Origin of the sequence: Stenotrophomonas sp. Sm10, from assembly GCF_030985515.1 — a bacterium.
Lineage (GTDB): Bacteria > Pseudomonadota > Gammaproteobacteria > Xanthomonadales > Xanthomonadaceae > Stenotrophomonas > Stenotrophomonas hibiscicola.
Genome location: NZ_JAPTFO010000077.1, coordinates 1 through 17474 on the forward strand (window position 1 = coordinate 1; position 17474 = coordinate 17474).

14 protein-coding genes are annotated in these 17474 nt (G+C 68.6%); 7 read left to right on the forward strand and 7 right to left on the reverse strand.

Annotated elements, in window-relative coordinates:
* Positions 1 to 166 precede the first annotated feature (166 nt).
* Entirely contained in the window at positions 167 to 580 is a 414-nt protein-coding gene (locus O0J15_RS17285) for a YciI family protein (RefSeq protein ID WP_049403440.1), read from the forward strand.
* On the opposite strand, the gene O0J15_RS17290 is transcribed toward O0J15_RS17285, so the two are convergent.
* A complete protein-coding gene (locus O0J15_RS17290; protein WP_308306014.1) occupies positions 558 to 2639 on the reverse strand; it encodes a gluconolaconase in 2082 nt (693 codons plus the stop codon). The genes O0J15_RS17285 and O0J15_RS17290 overlap by 23 nt on opposite strands.
* A 165-nt stretch (positions 2640 to 2804) precedes the next feature.
* On the opposite strand from O0J15_RS17290, the gene O0J15_RS17295 reads away from it, so the two are divergent.
* Positions 2805 to 4325, forward strand: coding sequence for a hypothetical protein (locus tag O0J15_RS17295; protein WP_308306015.1), 1521 nt, complete (start codon positions 2805 to 2807; stop codon positions 4323 to 4325).
* Between the two features lie 48 nt (positions 4326 to 4373).
* Here the strand turns inward: O0J15_RS17295 and O0J15_RS17300 are convergent, their stop codons facing one another.
* Complete coding sequence (locus O0J15_RS17300) at positions 4374 to 5150, reverse strand: lytic transglycosylase domain-containing protein (protein WP_019660891.1); 777 nt, start codon at positions 5148 to 5150, stop codon at positions 4374 to 4376.
* A 229-nt stretch (positions 5151 to 5379) separates the two neighbouring features.
* Positions 5380 to 6753, reverse strand: a complete 1374-nt coding sequence (gene cycA / locus O0J15_RS17305; protein ID WP_021204435.1) for a D-serine/D-alanine/glycine transporter — start codon at positions 6751 to 6753, stop codon at positions 5380 to 5382.
* Between the two features lie 229 nt (positions 6754 to 6982).
* Here cycA and O0J15_RS17310 point away from each other — a divergent pair, with 229 nt between their 5' ends.
* Positions 6983 to 8599: an EAL domain-containing protein gene (locus O0J15_RS17310; RefSeq protein WP_019660889.1), complete on the forward strand. Its 1617-nt coding sequence runs from the start codon at positions 6983 to 6985 to the stop codon at positions 8597 to 8599.
* A gap of 173 nt (positions 8600 to 8772) precedes the next feature.
* Here O0J15_RS17310 and O0J15_RS17315 read toward each other — a convergent pair whose 3' ends face one another.
* Together O0J15_RS17315 and O0J15_RS17320 are read right to left on the reverse strand one after the other, a co-directional pair.
* Positions 8773 to 9957, reverse strand: a complete 1185-nt coding sequence (locus O0J15_RS17315) for an MFS transporter (protein ID WP_308306016.1) — start codon at positions 9955 to 9957, stop codon at positions 8773 to 8775.
* The gene (locus O0J15_RS17320; protein WP_308306017.1) at positions 9954 to 11132 is read right to left on the reverse strand and encodes a serine hydrolase domain-containing protein; all 1179 of its coding nucleotides are present in this window, start codon (positions 11130 to 11132) and stop codon (positions 9954 to 9956) included. Before O0J15_RS17320 ends, O0J15_RS17315 begins: the two co-directional genes overlap by 4 nt.
* 228 nt (positions 11133 to 11360) lie before the next feature.
* Between O0J15_RS17320 and O0J15_RS17325 the strand changes: the two genes are divergently transcribed.
* Together O0J15_RS17325 and O0J15_RS17330 are read left to right on the forward strand one after the other, a co-directional pair.
* Positions 11361 to 12260: a LysR family transcriptional regulator gene (locus tag O0J15_RS17325; protein WP_171953353.1), complete on the forward strand. Its 900-nt coding sequence runs from the start codon at positions 11361 to 11363 to the stop codon at positions 12258 to 12260.
* A gap of 264 nt (positions 12261 to 12524) precedes the next feature.
* Entirely contained in the window at positions 12525 to 14132 is a 1608-nt protein-coding gene (locus tag O0J15_RS17330) for an ATP-binding cassette domain-containing protein (protein ID WP_155028883.1), read from the forward strand.
* A 93-nt stretch (positions 14133 to 14225) separates the two neighbouring features.
* Here the strand turns inward: O0J15_RS17330 and O0J15_RS17335 are convergent, their stop codons facing one another.
* Entirely contained in the window at positions 14226 to 15551 is a 1326-nt protein-coding gene (locus O0J15_RS17335; protein ID WP_164144197.1) for a GTP-binding protein, read from the reverse strand.
* Positions 15552 to 15620: 69 nt separating this feature from the next.
* Between O0J15_RS17335 and O0J15_RS17340 the strand changes: the two genes are divergently transcribed.
* Positions 15621 to 16007 (forward strand): MerC domain-containing protein, encoded by a 387-nt coding sequence (locus O0J15_RS17340; protein ID WP_164144195.1) that lies wholly within the window; start codon positions 15621 to 15623, stop codon positions 16005 to 16007.
* Between the two features lie 82 nt (positions 16008 to 16089).
* On the opposite strand, the gene O0J15_RS17345 is transcribed toward O0J15_RS17340, so the two are convergent.
* The gene (locus O0J15_RS17345) at positions 16090 to 16374 is read right to left on the reverse strand and encodes a metal/formaldehyde-sensitive transcriptional repressor (RefSeq protein ID WP_111098371.1); all 285 of its coding nucleotides are present in this window, start codon (positions 16372 to 16374) and stop codon (positions 16090 to 16092) included.
* A 48-nt stretch (positions 16375 to 16422) separates the two neighbouring features.
* On the opposite strand from O0J15_RS17345, the gene dmeF reads away from it, so the two are divergent.
* Complete coding sequence (gene dmeF / locus O0J15_RS17350) at positions 16423 to 17397, forward strand: CDF family Co(II)/Ni(II) efflux transporter DmeF (protein WP_171953350.1); 975 nt, start codon at positions 16423 to 16425, stop codon at positions 17395 to 17397.
* Positions 17398 to 17474: the final 77 nt, after the last annotated feature.

The following is a 17474-nucleotide window of genomic DNA, read 5'->3' on the forward strand; positions in this document are numbered from 1 at the left end:
CGCCCGGCCCACCCGCAGGAAGCCAGCTTTCAGCGACCAACCCAACCCACCACGGAGGGGCTCCGCCGTTCGCCGACCCTCGCCGAAGGCGCGCCTCCCGCGCTGCAACATGCCCACGCGCAGACCTGCGCCATCATGGGCACCCCGCCCCCGCCAGGACCGCGCCATGCAGCAGTACCTGCTCCTGATCTACATCGAGCCTGCCCTGCTGCAGGCCCTGCCCATCGAAGAATTCAACGCGCTGATGCGCGACTGCCTGGCCCATGCCGACAAGCTGCAGGCCGAAGGCACGCTGCTGGCCGCGCAGAAGCTGCAGCCGGTCGACACCGCGCAGACCCTGCGCGTGCGTGATGGCCACAGCCGCGTACTGGATGGCCCCTTCGCCGAAACCCGCGAACTGCTGGCCGGCTTCAACCTGATCGTCGCCCGCGACCGCGACGAAGCCATGCGCATCGCCCGCGACTTCCCTTGGGCACGCTTCGGCAGCATCGAAGTGCGGCCGCTGGAAGACATGGACGCCGAGCGCGAACGCTGCGGCGCGCCGGCTGCGGCTGCGGCTACGGCAGCAGCCGTACCCTGATCTCGCGCGGGCCGATGCCTTCATTGCCGCTGTAGTCGCGCACGCTGGCGCGCACGATGTACTCGCCCGGCGGCAGCGCCGCCGGCTGCCAGCGCCCGGTTTCCATCAGGCCATCGCGCACGGTGTTGGTGGCCAGGTAGCGGAAGCGGGTCACCGCGCTGCCATGCACGGTGATGCCGCTGTCCGGCGCGTAGGCCACGCGCACCGCTTCCCGCTGCGGCGGCATGCGGTTGAACACGATGTTCCAGCGTGGCTGCTCGTAGCCCTGCAGCGGTTGGCCGCCCGCATCGAGAATCTGGTAACCCACCTGGTACATGCCCAGGCGCCGCCGCGGCAGGTTGTTGTCGACCTGGTCCCAGGCTTCGACCACGATCTGCACACCGCGTCCCTGGCGCGCCACCATCACCACGCCATCGCTGCCTGCGGCCATCGGCTGGTCGTTGTCGTCCAGCAACGCCACATCGGTGATGCGCGGTGCGAAGTGGTCGGCGTAGTTCTGGAAGCCCAGTGCCACGGCGTTGGTCTCGAAACCACCGGTGCCGACCGCCAGGTGCACATGCGCCTGGTTGTTGATGCTACCCAGGCGATCGCCGACGTGAATGCGCATGCCGCGCCGCACGCGCATCCGCTCCAGCTTGCCCTGCTCGTCGTACAGCGCCTGCCAGCGCGCATCGAACGGTTCATTGCGTGGGGTGCGGCCCACCCGCATGTGGATGTACTTGAGGCGATCCACGGCCAGGCCCTCAGCCTGCTCGCCCAAGCTCCAGGCCGCCATCGGGCTGCTGATCTTGCCATCGGCAATCGCCAGCACGGTCTGGCCCACATCACCGCGCACGTCGAAGCCCCCGTGCAGGTGATGGCGACTCTCGCCCTTGAAGTTGCCGCGCACTTCGCCGAGCGTGCCGACGACTTCGTGCCAGCCCTGCTGCGGCGCCAGCGGCCAACGGCCGCCGGTATCGGGCAGCGCGGCATCGGCGGCCGGGCCGACCAGCGCCGGTGCGGGCAGTTCCCCCACCGGTAGCGGGCGCAGGCGGTGCAGGCGATAGGCCGTCGCGTCGGCCACCAGCACGCTGCCGTCGGCGTCCATCGCCAGGCCACTGGGGCGGGCCAGGCGTGGCAGTCGACCGTTGCCGACCAGCGCGATCTGATGGCCCTGCGGCGTCACCTGCACGATGCGGCCATCCATGTCGCCCACGTACAGCACGCCATCGTGGGTGGTGGCCAACGACAGCGGCCCATTGATCACGCCACCCCCACCCACCACGGTGCTTACCGTGCCATCGGCACCGACGCGGCGCACCGCGTTGTTGAACAGGTCGGCCACCAGCAACGCGCCCTGCGCGTCGAAGGCCAGTGCCACCGGCGTATCGAAGCGCGCAGCGGCGCCCGTGCCATCGGCCAGGCCCGGCCGATCGCCACCGGCCAGTGTGCGCACGTTGCCATCGGTACCGATCACCCGGATGCGGTCATTGAAGGTATCGGCCACGTAGACCTGGCCCTGCGCATCCACTGCGATGCCCATCGGCGCATCGAAGCGCGCCTGCGCGGCAGGTCCATCAACGTGGCCCTGTTCACCACCGGCCAGCGTGGTCACCTGGCCGTCGGTGCCGATGCGGCGGATGGCATGGTTGCCGGTGTCGGCCACATACAGGTTGCCCTGCGCGTCGGCGGCAATGCCCGAAGGCGTGTTGAAACTGGCCTGCAGTGCCGGGCCATCAACGCGCCCCTCGCCCTGCCCGGCCACCGTTTCGACGCGGCCATCGGGCAGGCGGCGACGGATCCGGTTGTTATCACCGGCATCAGTGAAATAGACACTGCCATCGGCACTGCGCAGCAACGCATAGGGATCGGCGAAGCGTGCCTGCGCGGACGCGCCGTCGCGGTCACCGGGGTGGCCATCGCCGGCCAGCGGTTCGATCTGCGCGGTCCACGCCAACGGCGTTGGAGCCGGGCCCGCCGGTTCAGCCAGCGTATGCAGCGGTGTCTCCCACCAGGTCGCAGCCAATGCCACTACCGTCGCCAACGCTACGCCTGCCGCCATCCATTGCCACCGTGCCATCGTGCTGCGCTGCCTGCCTGCTGCCTGAAGAGGCACCGACAATAGACGCTGAACGCACGATCCGCCATGGCCAATCGTACGGCCAAACGCCAGAGTTCCATCCATCGCGCTTGTTCTCGCTGGCTGCAGCAGGTTCAATGCGGTTCCCACGGATGGAGATCCTCCATGCCCCGCATCCTCCCCCTTGCTGCCCTGCTGGCCGCCGCATTGGCCAGCACATCCGCCACCGCTTCGATCACGGTGGCGCCGCAGAAGCCGTCAATCACCGCCGATGTGATGCACATGGCCTATGCCACGCGCTGGGATGAGGCCATCCAGCAGTCACGCAGTGGCAACACGCTGGGCGCGCTGATCGCGATGGAACGGCTGATGGAAGATCCGATGCTGGATGACTTCGATGCCGAACATCGCGGCCGCGCCGCGCAGGTGGCCGGCTGGACCGCGATGGTGCAGAAGAAGCCGGACCAGGCCCGCCGCTACCTGCAGCGCGCACAGGAAGCACTGCCGGACGACGCGCAGGTCCTGCTGACCCTGGTCTCGGTGGAACTGTCCGAGAACCAACCGGCACCTGCCACGAAGCACCTGGTGCAGGCGCTGAAGCATGCCGACGCGCCGTTGCCGGTGGACCACCACGCGATCAACTACCTGCAGTTCCGCCTGCGGGACCAGCCCCAGCAGCGCATGGAACTGCTGCAGGCGCTGTTCGACAACGGCTGGAAGAGCGGCGGCCTGGAACCCACCGGACTGTGGCTGGCACTGGCAACACTGCAGGCCGACAATGGCCGGGGCGACGACATCCCGGCCACGTTGGCGCGCATCACCGGCCCCGCCGAGATCATCCGCCTGCGCAGTGACAAGCGGTTTGATCGCTATGTCGACCGCGACGATGCCCGCTTCGACCCAGTGCAGGCTGCACAGAAGCACCTCGACGAACTGCGGGTTTCCGGCCTGCTCGACCGGGCGCTGGACGCACGCATGGCCGAGTTCAGCAGCACGCTGCTGATGCTGGACCGCAACGAGGAAGTGCTTGCGCTGACCGATGGCATGGCCGGTGCGGCGGCCGAAGGTGAGTCGCCCTCGGCGGCGGAAGCCGAATGGGTGGCGTGGCTGCTCAACAGCCGGCTTATGGCGCTGCGCCGGTTGGGCCGTAACGATGATGCGCTGGCCACAGCCAGGCTGGCCGCACGCATCGGTGCGCTGGGCCCGGATGGTGCCGAGCACCAGTTCAACGTCGGCTTCTTGCTCAGTTCGCTGGGCCGCATGCAGGATGCTGCTGTCGCGGTGAATGACATGCCGGGCCTGGCCGGTTACGGCAAGGCGGCCCAGGCACTGCTGCAGTTCGTTGCCGCCCGTGAACGTGGCGATGCCAAGACCGAACAGGCCGCGCGCGCAGCCATCCTGGCCCAGGGCGATGACGCGCGCCTGTTCCAGCGCGAGATGCTGCTGGAGGAAGGCAATCTGGACGCGGCCGCTGCGGTGCTGATCGAACAGCTGCGCTCACCGGTTGAGCGCGGCGAGGCACTGGCCTCCCTGCAGGACATGCGCACCTATCCGTCGCTGCCCGGCGGCGTGAAGATCGATGCCGCCTGGCGTGTGCTGAAGCAGCGTGCCGACGTGCAGGCCGAGGTGGCACGCGTCGGCCGCATCGAGCGCTACGACCTGGTCAGCACGTCCACCTCGCGCTGAGCCGATTTCCTGTGGAGCCGAGCGTGGGCTCGGCACTACACCTCCCGCCTAGCGGGCTGGCACTTCGGTGCGGATGCCCATCGCTTCGCGGTAGCGCGCGTACAGCGCCATCACCTTGTCCACATAGGCCAGGGTTTCGGCGTAGGGCGGCACGCCCTTGTAGCGGGTGACTGCACCGATGCCCGCGTTGTAGGCAGCCGCCGCCAACGGGCGATCGCCGTTGTAACGGCGCAGCAGCGCGCGCATGTAGCGCGCGCCGCCCTCGATCGACTGCTGCGGCGAAAACGGATCGCGCACGCCATATTCCTGTGCGGTCTCCGGCATCAACTGCATCACGCCCTGTGCGCCCTTGCTGGACACCGCCAGCGGATCGAAATTGCTTTCGGCATGGGCGATTGCGCGCAGCCAGGCATCGTCGACGCCCGTGGCCTTGGCCGCGGCCTTGAACTGCCTGGCGTGCTGCGCCAGCTGCGGCTTGCCCACCTTGCCCAGGCCTTCGTGGGCAGGCTCGCCCGGCGGCGTGGCCACGGTGAACTTCAGGAATACCCGCGAGCCGGGCAGGTTGCGGGTGGAGTAGACAAGCACGCCATCCTGCTCGCGCTCGTACAGTACGCCGCTGAACACGCCCATGTTGCCCCACAGGTTCGGGGTCTGGATGGCGTTGTCGTCGATTTCCTTCGGGCTACAGCGCGAACCCGGTTCCGGCGCGGTGGCCAGGCTGACGGTGTTGCCCTGCACACAGCGGTAGACGGTGCGTGCGGCGGCCAGCCCGGGCCACAGGCTGGGCAGCAGCAACAGCACAAGCAGGAGAGGGCGACGGGACATGGCGGCCGGATCATCCGGCCGCGCCCGCGAATGTTGGGTGAATGGGGGTCGGCAGGGCTGCGCCCCGCACCTGCGCCGGCGCCCGCAGCGGTAGAGTCGACTGTCAGTCGACTATCGCGCGCAGCGCGGGGTTTTCCGGAAGCCCATGGGAGAGCAGTCGACTAACAGTCGACTCTACCGATTTCCGACTTTCTCGATTTCCGGCGTTGCCGAAACCCCGCATTCCCGGTCATTTCACCGTTCTGAGACGCACCCGGTACCCCACGCCCAGCAGCACGAACCACACCGGGCTGGCGATCAGCGCCTGGCGGGTGTCAGCCTGCAGGCTCAGCAGCACCAGCACCGCGGCGAAGAACACCAGGCAGGCCCAGCACATGGCGACGCCGCCGGGCATCTTGAAGATCGACGCAGCGTGGCGTTCCGGGTAGCGGCGGCGATAGGCCATGTAGGCCACCAGGATCAGCGACCACACGAAGATGAACAGCACCGTCGCCAGCGTGGTCACCAGGGTGAAAGCAGTCACCAGGTTCGGAATCAGGTAGATCAGCAGCGTGCCACCCAGCAGGCACAGGCACGAGAACAGCAGGCCACGGGCAGGCACGGCAGCGCGCGACAACTTCGACAGCCCCCGCGGTGCGTGGCCTTCCTCGGCAAGGCCGTACAGCATGCGACTGGTGGAGAAGATGCCGCTGTTGGCCGAGGACGTGGCCGAAGTCAGCACCACGAAGTTGATCAGGCTGGCGGCGGCAGGAATGCCGGCCAGCACGAACAGCTGCACGAACGGGCTCTTGTCCGGCACCACCTGGCGCCACGGGGTGACGGCCATGATCGCAATCAGCGCCAGCACGTAGAAGATGATGATGCGTACCGGAATCGAGTTGATCGCCTTGGGCAGGTTGCGCTCGGGGTCGGCGGTCTCGGCGGCGGTGGTGCCGACCAGCTCGATGCCGACGAAGGCGAACACCGCAATCTGGAAACCGGCGAAGAAGCCGACCAGGCCCATCGGGAACAGGCCGCCGTCATTCCACAGGTTCGACAGCGACGCGGTGTGGCCACTGGGCGAGGTGAAGCCCCAGGCCACCAGCCCGGCGCCGGTGATGATCAGCGCGCAGATCGCTACGATCTTGATCAGCGCAAACCAGAACTCCATCTCGCCGAACAGCTTCACGGTCACCAGGTTCAGTGCCAGCAACAGCAGCACGCAGGCCAGCGCCGGTATCCACGCATCCAGCCCGGGGAACCAGAACTGCGCATAGGCGGCAATGGCGATCACATCGGCGATGGCGGTCACGATCCAGCAGAACCAGTATGTCCATCCACAGAAGAACCCGGCCCATGGGCCGAGCAGATCCGTGGAGAAATCGATGAAGGACTTGTACTGCAGATTCGACAGCAGCAGCTCGCCCATCGCGCGCATCACGAAGAACAGCATCGCGCCGATGATCAGGTAGACGAAGACGATGGAGGGTCCGGCCAGGCTGATGGTCTTGCCCGAGCCCATGAACAGGCCGGTGCCGATGGCACCGCCGATGGCGATCAGTTGCAGGTGGCGGTTGGAAAGGCTGCGGCGCAGGTGCTCGGGGGGCGTTGCGGGCTCGGTCATGGGCGCGGGCAAGAGGGCGGCGAAGCGTTCGACGGTAGTCCTCCAGCGCCCGGAGCGCCAGCATCGGACGGGTCAATCACGTCAAACTTGGCCGCTTTCATCACAATGTGACCGAATACCGGATTGATCCCATTCCGCCCGGCCCTGCGCCATGCTCAGATAGCCGTTCCTGCCCAAGGATCGGCCCGCCCATGTGCCCTGCCCTGCCCACCCCGCTGGAGCCCCGGCCATGAGCCGGCTGCGCGTGATCATCGGTGGCACCGCGCTGGCGATTCTGGCCGCGGCCGTGCCGATCGCGGTGATGGCCTATGCCACCTGGGACCGGGCCGTCAGTGTCGAGCAGCAGCGCCTGCGCGATATCGCCGGTCGTACCCTGCGCCGCGCCGACCAGTCCTACCGGGAAGCACTGGCGGCGCTGCAGTCGGCCGAGGCCGGCGCCCAGGACGCCTGCGGGCCGGACCATATCCGGCGCATGCAGACGCTGGTGATGACCTCGCCGTCGGTTGACCAGATGGGCTACTTCGAGGGTGGCAAGCTGCGCTGCACGTCGTGGGGGCCGTTTCTGTCCGACGTGAACCAGCCCAGGGCCGACCACGTCACCAGTGATGGCGCCGGCATTGCCGTGGATGTGCGCCCCGAGGCAAGCGGACGGCGCCAGGTGCTGTCGATCCTGTATGGCAACTACGACGTCCTGGTCGATCCGCGCCGGTTTGTCGATGTCATCGCCGACCCGAACGTGCGCCTTGCCCTGGCCAGCCCGGATGGCCGCCTCCTGGCCAGGCAGAGCGGCATGGATCCCGCGTTGCTGGAGACCCTGCTGCGTGCGCCCGAGGAAGGCCTGGACCACAACACCCTGTACGCCACCGCCCGCAATGAAGAGTGGCTGGCGATCGCAACCACGCCGCGTACCGCGCTGGCTGCAACCTTCCGCCAGCAGGCGTGGCTGTTCGTGCCGATCGGCGTTCTGCTGGCCGCTGCCGGCGCCGGCCTGGTGGTGTGGCTGTCGCGTCGCCGCCTGTCCCTGCGCGGCGAACTGGCCACGGCGATCCGCCGCCGCGAGCTGTACCTGCACTACCAGCCGATCATCGAGCTGGATACCGGCATCTGCGTCGGCGCCGAGGCCCTGGTGCGCTGGCAGCGCCCGGATGGCACGCAGGTACGGCCGGACCTGTTCATTCCGCTGGCCGAAGAGGCCGGCATGATCGGCGCGATCACCGATCTGGTGATTGAGAACGTCGTGCGCGACATGCGCGATCTGTTGGTCGCCGACCGCAGCGCACACATCGCGATCAACCTGGCCGCCGAAGACATCAGCAGCGGCCGTGCGCTGAAGATGATCTCCAAGCACATGACCGGCAGCGGCATCCTGCCGCAGCAGATCTGGATGGAAGCCACCGAGCGCGGCTTCCTCGATCTGGACCGCGCCCGCACGATGCTGGCGCAGGCACGTCGCGCCGGCCACAGCGTGGCCATCGATGATTTCGGAGTCGGCTTCTCCAGCCTGCAGTACCTGGAGCAGCTGCCGCTGGACGCGCTGAAGATCGACAAGTCGTTCATCGATGCGATCGACACCGAGAGCGCGACGAGCCCGGTGACGCCGCACATCATCGACATGGCCAAGGAGCTGGGCCTGTGGGTGGTGGCCGAGGGCGTGGAGACCGAGGCGCAGTTGGCATATCTGCATGCGCGCAAGGTCGAGTTCGCGCAGGGCTGGCTGTTCTCGCGCCCGCTGCCACGGGACGAGTTCGTGGTGTTCCACCACAAGCGGCAGCAGCGCTATGGCGCGGCGCGGGAGCACATGCAGAATCCGCGCAGTGTGCCGATCGAGCGTGAGGGCGTGGAGTAAGGCGGCGAACGGCGGAGCCCCTCGTGGTCGCGCCCGGTGAATCCATCAGTTGGGGCCGGGTGGATGGGTCGCGCAGGAGGCGCTGCGCTCGGTAGATCCACGCCATGCGTGGATGGCGGGGACCACGGTAGTGCGGGCCGCTGGCCGGCACCGCGCCATCACTGACTCGCCGCCTACGCCCAGGCCTTCGGCCGTGCCAGCAACCACGCCACGCTCACCGCCAGCAGCAGCAACGGCAGCCATCCCAACTGGTTCGGGCCGCCCGCCTGCAGCAGCACACCCCCTGCAACGCCACCGGCAGCAATGGCCAGGTTCCAGCCGGTCACCAGCATCGACTGCGCCAGATCTGCGGCGGCACCGGCACGCCGCGCCAATGCGGTCTGGAACAACGTAGGTACCGCGCCAAAGGCAACGCCCCACACGATCGTCGCCAGCAGCAGCGCGATCGCGTCGCCCGGCCACAGCAACAGCGCGAGCACCGGCACGATGAAGCCGATCACGGCCGCCCACACCAGCGTGCGCAGGTGGCGATCCACACCCCAGCCAGCGATACCGATACCGGCAATGGCCGCCAGCCCGAAGGCCAGCAGCAAGCGGTCCAGCCACGGGCCGGCCCCCGCCTCCACCGCCAGCGGTTCGATGTAGGTGTAGAGCACGTTGTGCGCCAGCACGTACAGCACCATTACCGCCAGCGCGCTGCGCACGCCGGGCATGCGCCACACCGCCGCCAGCGAGGTGCGCCGGCCGGCTGCCGCCGCCGGCAGCGCAGGCAGAGCCCAGCGTGCGTAGGCAAGCAGCACCACGGCCAGCACGCTCATCAGGGCGAATGCCCAGCGCCAGCCGAGCTGCTGCCCCAGCAACGTGCCCGCCGGTACGCCCAGCGACAGCGCCAACGGCGATCCGACCATCGCCACCGCAATTGCCCGGCCCTGCAGCGAGGGCACCACCATGCGCGCCGCATAGCCGGCCACCAGCGACCACAACAGGCCACCACTCACCCCGGCCAGGAAACGTGCGGCCAGGATCAGTGGATAGCTGCTGCTCACTGCGGTCAGCGTATTGACCACCACGAAGCCGGCAATGGCGGCCAGCAACAAGGCGCGTCGCGGCAGGCGCTGGGTCAACGCAGTCATCGGCAATGCGGCCATCACCGAGCCCAGTGCGTACACGCTGACGAGCTGGCCCACCGCCGCATCGCTCACGCCCAGGCCTTCGCCCATCGGCCGCAGGACGCCCGCCGGCAGGGTCTCGGTCAGCAGGGTGATGAAACCGCCGCCGGCCAGCGCCAGCAGCCCCGCCCACGGCAGGCGCGTGGCTTCACCGGCCGGGCCAGCCGCATCGATGGCATGGCCGCTCATCGGGCGGCCTCCAGATCGGCGTAGACCGCATCACGCAGCTCATCGACGAAGGCGCCATCCATGCCTTCGTACAGGGTGTTGGTCAGCGCCACCACGCTGAGCCCACGCGCAGGATCGACAAACCAGCTGTGCCCGTAGGCGCCGCCCCAACGCCATGTGCCTGCGCTCTGCGGCGTACCGCTGGCGGCCGCATCGCGCAGCACCGCAAAGCCAAGGCCGAAGCCCCAGCCGGCCGGTTCCGGCGGCCCCTGTTCGCCCACCTGCGGGCTGGCCATCTCCGCTGCCAGTGCCGGCGGCAACAGGCCTGAACGCTGCACATCACGCAAGGCCTCCAGCACCGCCATCACTTCATCGGCGCTACCGACCAGGCCTGCCCCGGCCGAAGGGAAACGACTGGCATCGGTGGCGCGCGCGAGGCTGTACTCGATACCGACAGTACCCTCGAACGGAGCGACCACCTCGCCTTCGCGCAGGCGGTGCGGCTGCGGTGTGTCGCTCACATAGGGCGTGGCCAGCCGTGCCGCGTTGCGCGCAGCGAAGGCGGTGTCACGCAGGCCCAGGGGTGCGGCCAGCAAGCGCTCGAACAGTGCCTGCAGGGATTCACCGGTCGCTGCTTCAGCCACGGCACCGGCAACGTCCACGCCCAGCGAGTACAGCCAGTGGCTGCCCGGCGCGAACAGCAGCGGTGCCTGCGCGATGCGGCGCACGTTCTCGGCCAGCGAGAGCGGGTTCGCGTCCAGGCCATCGCTGACCCCGGCGCGCGCATAGGGGCCGTCCACATCGGCTTCGAGGAAGCGGTAGCCCAGCCCGCTGCTGTGGCTGAGCAGCTGGCGCAGGCTGATCGGCGGCGCAGTGCCATCGGCCAACGCCGGGCGGAAATCCGGCAGCCAGCGCTGTACCGATGTGTCCAGGTCGAGCACACCCTCGGCCACCAGGCGCAGGATCACCGTGCTCAGCAGCGGCTTGCTCACCGACGCCAGCCGGAACAGCTGGTCGCGCTGCATCGGCGTGACCGATTCACGATCGGCCAGCCCGGTCGCGCTGGCATGACGCAGTACGCCGTGCTCGCGCACCAGCACCACCGCGCCGACCAGGCGCTGCGGGTGGACCTGCTGCAGCAGCCGCTGCACCGAAGGCAGTGTCGGCGCAGGTTCGAAGGAAGGAGCGGCATTCATCGCGGTGATCCGTGGGGGAGAGGCCGCCACGTTAGGCAGCGGGCGTCCGCGCAAAAAGCCGGTTGCCGCTCCGGGCATCATGGACCGTGTAGTCCGCAGTCGGCATGATGGCCGGAACCGCAAGGCCGCAACGGTCTCCACGCCACCCCGCACCACAGTGTTGCGATGGCGGAGCCGCCCGCTACAGCCGCGCCGGCCTACCCTGCCGCTTTCATTGCCCGCACGCCCATGTCAGTCCTGGACAACCTCGCCAACCTGCAGACCTTCGTGCACGCGGCCGACACCCGCAGCTTCGTCGAGACCGGACGCCTGCAGGGTATTTCCGCCTCGGCAGCGGGCAAGTGCGTGGCACGGCTGGAGCACGCGCTGGGCGTACGGCTGTTCCATCGCAGCACGCGCAGCATCACCCTCACCGCCGAGGGCCAGCTGTTCCTGGCGCGCTGCCGGCGCATCCTGGACGAACGCGATGCCGCGCGCACCGAGCTGGCACAACCGCACGCCTCGCCCCGTGGCACCCTGCGCATCAGCCTGCCCCTGGTTGGCGACCTCACCCTGCCGTTGATGGCCGAGTTCATGGCGGCGTACCCGGATATCCGCCTGGACCTGGACTTCAGTGACCGCCTGGTTGATGTCATCGAGGAGGGCTTCGATGCGGTGTTGCGCGTCGGCGAACCCAGCGACTCACGCATGAACGCACGGCGCCTGGGTGTGTTCCCGCGCCGCGTCGTTGCCTCGCCGGGCTACCTGCAGCGCTGCGGCGTTCCGCGCACGCCGGCAGGCTTGATGCAGCACACGCTGCTGCACTATCGCTTCCCCACCACCGGCAAGCTGGAACCGTGGCCGATCCACTGGCCCGACGATGAAACGCCGCAGGAGCTTCCGGTGCACATGGTGGCCAACACCATCGAAGCGCGGGTAGCGCTCGCACTGCGCGATATCGGCCTGGCCTTCGTGCCGGTGCACTCGGTGCGCGATGCCCTGGCCGACGGCCGCCTGGTCACGGTGCTGGACGAACACGTGCATTCCTGCGGCACCTTCCATCTGCTGTGGCCGTCGGGCCGACACGTACTGCCGAAGCTGCGGGTGTTCATCGACTTCGTCAGCGACCGCCTGGGTACCGTGCCGTAGATCCACGCCATGCGTGGATGCGTCTCGCGGCGAAAGGAAGCCGAGCATCGGCTCGGCTCTACAGAACCGCCCGACCATCGGTAGCGCCGGGCCATGCCCGACGGCCGCACACCTGACCATTCAGCCACTGCCGCTATACTGGCCGCTCATTCCTCCAAGAGGCTCGCGACCAATGCGCCATTGATGCCGCCGTCTTCCCACCAGACGGCCTGACTCTTCCCGCCCCCTGCGCGCAGGGGAGAACCCGGCATCCATGGAGGTCGCATGACCCCGCATTCCCTCACGCTCGATCGCGTGTCGTATCGATTGGCCGACGGCCGCCTGCTGTTTTCCGATCTGACGTTTTCCTTCGAACCGGTTGCTACCGGCCTGGTCGGTGCCAATGGCGCCGGCAAGAGTGTGCTGGCACGCCTGCTGGCTGGCCGGCTGCTGCCCGACAGCGGCCAGGTACGCGGCAGTGGCCGGGTGTTCCTGTTGCCGACGCCCGGTTATCCACCCGCCGGCACGGTTGGTGAGCTGGCCGGCGTCGGCGCGGAACTGGCCGCGTTGCAACGCATCGAGGCCGGCAGCGTGGATGAGGCCGACTTCGCCTGCATCGGCGACCGCTGGGATCTGCGCGAATGCCTGCAGCAGCAATGGCAGATGCTCGGGCTGCCCGATGACCTCGACCCCGCCCAGCCTGCCGCGCGTCTCAGCGGTGGCCAGGCGATGCAGGTGGCGCTGTCCGGTGCCTGGGCCAGCGGTGCCGATTGGCTGATCCTGGACGAACCCAGCAACCACCTCGATGCACGCCATCGCCAACAGCTGTACGAGCAGTTGCAGCAGTGGCGCGGCGGCCTGCTGGCGGTCAGTCATGATCGCGAGCTGCTTGGGCACATGCAGCAGATCGTCGAGCTCGATGGGCGCGGGCTGCATCGTTACGGCGGACCGTGGCAGCACTACGCCGATGCGCGCGCCGCCGAGCGCGAAGCTGCCGCCGCCCAGCTCGACCATGCGCGCGCCCAGCACCGGCAGCAGCAACGCAGCGCGCGCGAACAGCACGAACGGCAACAACAACGTCAGGCGCGTGGCAATCGCGACGCGAAGCAGGCCAACCAGGCCCCCATCCTGCTCGGCCGGCAGAAGCAGCGCGCCGAGGCCAGCCACGGCCGCGCGCAGCTCGTACAGGCCGAACGCCTGCAGGCCAGCGCAGAGCAGCTGCGCGCAGCGGCATCGGCGGTGCATGCGGCGCCGGAACTGGCGCTGTTTGCCGGTGCGGGCGAGCGTGGCAGCGCGCGTCTGCTGGAGGCCGAGGCGCTGGTGCTGCCACATGGCTGCAGCGCCCCGCTGCAGCTGGAGATCCGCCGGGGGCAGCGCATCGCCGTGGTCGGTGACAACGGCAGCGGCAAATCGACCCTGCTGCGTGTGTTGGCCGGCCAGCTGCCTGCATGCAGTGGCACCGTGCAACGGCATGCACCACTGGCCCTGCTCGACCAGCAGTTGCTGGGGCTGTCCGGCGCGCGCAGCATCCTTGACACCGTGCAGGCCGCCAACCCGCGCGCGGCCCCCGGCGAACTGCGCACACGGCTGGCCCTGCTCGGGCTGGACGCGCAGCGCATCCAGCGGCAAGCCAGCAGCCTCAGCGATGGCGAACGGGTGAAAGGCGCGCTGGCCAGCGTGCTGTATGCCGATCCCGCACCGCAGCTGTTGCTGCTGGACGAGCCGGGCAATGCGCTGGATCTGAGCGCATTGCAGGCGTTGGAAGAATTGCTTGCGGCGTGGCCGGGCGCACTGGTGATGGTCAGCCACGACCGGCACCTGCTGCAGGCATTGCGACCGACGCGGGTACTGCGAGTCACCGCCGACGCTTGGCAATGGCGCGACGCCTTGTAGATCCACGCCATGCGTGGGCTCGGCTCTACAAGGCGGGCAAAGACCGGTTGAACCGCCATCCACGCATGGCGTGAATCTACTGGAGCCGTTCGCTCACCGCTTCCACACCGGGAACGCCTGCGGCAACTGCTGCCACAGCAACGGCCCCGCACGCAGTTCCTGATCGTTGAGCAGGCACGCGTCCAGCTCCGCTCGCACCGCGCGCTCATCCATGTGCACGCCGATCACCACCAGCTCCTGGCGGCGATCCCCCCACAACGGATGCCACAGGCGCTGCATCGCCGAATGCGCGGCCGCATCCGAGAAGTCCTCCGGACCCGGCAACGGTGCGCTCCAGCAATCGGCCTGCTGCCGTGCCCAGCCGAGGTCGCTGTACGGCAGCGGCGTGGGCGGCAGCAATGGCGCGGTGTCCTCCAGCCCAGCGCGCACGCGATCACGCGCGGCGTACCAGAACCCCGCCGCCTGCGTGCGCGTCGCTGCGCCCACGGTGTTCAGTTCGCCCACCCAGTCCATGCGGTTGGCCAGCCAGAACCAGCCCTTGCTGCGGATCACGCCGGGCATGCCCGACTGCAGCGCACGGGCGAAGCGCGCGGGATGGAACGGTCGCCGCGAGCGGTAGACGAAACTGGCGATGCCATACTCTTCGGTCTCCGGCGTATGCTCGCCACGCAGTTCCTTCACCCAGCCCGGCGCACGTTGCGCACGCTCGTAGTCGAAGCGGCCGGTGTCCAGCAGCTCGGCCAGTGGCACGTCACCGAAGCGGGACAGCAGCAGCTTCGCGTCGCGGTTCAGGCCACGCAGCACGGCCAGCGTGTCCTGCAGCACTTCGTCATCTGTCTGGTCGACCTTGCTGACCACGATCACGTCGGCGAACTCGACCTGCTCGCACAGCAGGTCGACCACGCCGCGATCGTCATCCGGCCCGGCCTGCTGGCCGCGCTCGGCCAGGCGCAGCGTCGAGCCGAAGTCGGCGAGGAATGCGCTGCCATCCACCACCGTCACCATCGTGTCCAGGCGCGCGATGTCACTCAGGCTGAAGCCCTGCTCGTCGCGCACCGCGAACGTGGCCGCCACCGGCATCGGCTCACCGATGCCGGTCGACTCGATCAACAGGTAGTCATAGCGACCGGCGTCGGCCAGGCGCCGCACTTCCTGCAGCAGGTCATCGCGCAGCGTGCAGCAGATGCAGCCATTGCTGAATTCCACCAGCGTCTCTTCGGTGCGGCGCAGCTCGGCGCCGCCCTCGCGCACCAGCTGCGCATCGATGTTGACCTCGCTCATGTCGTTGACGATGACCGCCACGCGCAACCCCTCGCGGTTGCGCAGGATCTGGTTGAGCAGGGTGGTCTTGCCGGCTCCGAGGAAGCCGGACAGCACGGTGACCGGAAGGCGACGGTCGGCGCGGGAAACAGTGTTCATGTCGGAGCGGGTTGGCTGCGGAACGGCAATGTTACTGTATAACAATTGCTGCGCAAGGAACCTCCCCCGATGAAGTCGCCTTCTGCCGCCCTGCTTGATGCCGGCGCGGTCGCCCTGTCCAGCCTGTGCCTGCTGCACTGCCTGGCGCTGCCCCTGCTGGCCGCCGCGCTGCCGCTGTTCGGCGCGTGGGCCGAGGCGGAATGGGTGCACTTGCTGTTCGTGGCCATCGCCCTGCCGCTGACCGGCTACGCGCTGTGGCGGGCCGAGCGTCGCCGTCGCCTCCCCGTGCTGGCCTGGGCCACCGCCGGCGCCGGGCTCGGCCTGCTGCTGGCCGGCGCGCTTGCGCTGCCCTCGCACGACTGGGAAACACCGATGACGGTCACCGGCAGCCTGCTGCTGGCCGCCACGCACATCTGGAACGCGCGGCACCGCCACGGGGGTAGAGTCGACTGTTAGTCGACTATCGCGCGAAGCGCGGGGTCTTTCGTTGGTTGTACGAAGAGCAGTCGACTGACAGTCGACTCTACCGCCCCTCGGCCTATTTGCCGTAGCGGCGCAGCAGCTCGACCAGCACCTCGGCCTCGGCCGCCCGCTGCTGCGGGTCTTCGGCGCCCACCACGTGTTCCTGCAGGTGCTCGTGCAGCAGCTCCATCAGCAGGCTGTGGGCGGCACCGCGCACGGCGGCAACCTGCACCAGCACGTCCGCGCAGTCGCCGGCTTTACCCTCGGGCTGGTCCAGCGCCTGCTCCAACGCCGCAACCTGGCCCGCGATGCGGCGCACCCGGGTCAGCAGCTGCTTACGATTTTTGTGTACGTGCGCCATGGCGGGATCATATACCCTATGGGGGTATCCACTCCAGCTCCCGCCCCCATGCACTTGGACGCCCTCGCCGCCGCCCGTCGCCACGAACACCGCTTCGACGACGGCAACCCGCTGGCCGAACGCAATACCCGCCGCGCCCTGTGGCTCACCGTCAGCATGATGGTCGTGGAGATCGTCGGCGGCTGGTGGTTCAACTCCATGGCCGTGCTCGCCGACGGCTGGCACATGAGTTCGCATGCGCTGGCGCTCGGGCTCTCGGTGTTTGCGTACCGCTGCGCACGCCGCTACGCGCACGACCCGCGCTTCGCCTTCGGCACCTGGAAGATCGAGATTCTGGCCGGCTATACCAGCGCCATCGCCCTGCTCGGCGTGGCCGCGTTGATGGCCGTGCAGTCGCTGGAGCGGCTGTGGGTACCGGCGCCGATCCACTACAACGAAGCCATCGCCATCGCTGCGGTAGGCCTGGGCGTGAACCTGCTCTGTGCATGGTGGCTGCACGACAGCCCGGGCCACGCGCATCACCACCACGGGCATGACCATGGCCATCATCACGGGCATGACCACGAACACCACGATCACGGCCATGCGCACGGTCACGACCTCAACCTGCGCTCGGCCTATGTGCACGTGCTGGCCGACGCCGCCACCTCGGTGCTGGCCATCATCGCCCTGCTCGGCGGCAAGCTGCTGGGCCTGACCTGGCTGGACCCGGTGATGGGCCTGGTCGGCGCCGTGCTGGTCACGGTGTGGGCGGTGGGCCTGCTGCGCGACAGCGGCCGCATCCTGCTCGACGCGCAGATGGACGCTCCGGTGGTGGCCGAAGTACGCGAAGTGATCGAACAGGGCCCGTGGCCGGCGCGCCTGGCCGACCTGCACGTCTGGCAGGTGGGTCGCGGCAAGTACGCGGTCAGCGCCAGCGTGGTCACCAGCGACGCCACGCTGGATGCCGATACCCTGCGCAACGCGCTGGCGATCCATGAAGAGCTGGTGCACGTAACGGTGGAGATCCACCGCAGCACATGATCCACGCGGGTAGTGCCGGCCGCTGGCCGGCAACCTCATGGGCTCCGGAAACAATCCGGTGTTGCCGGCCAGCGGCC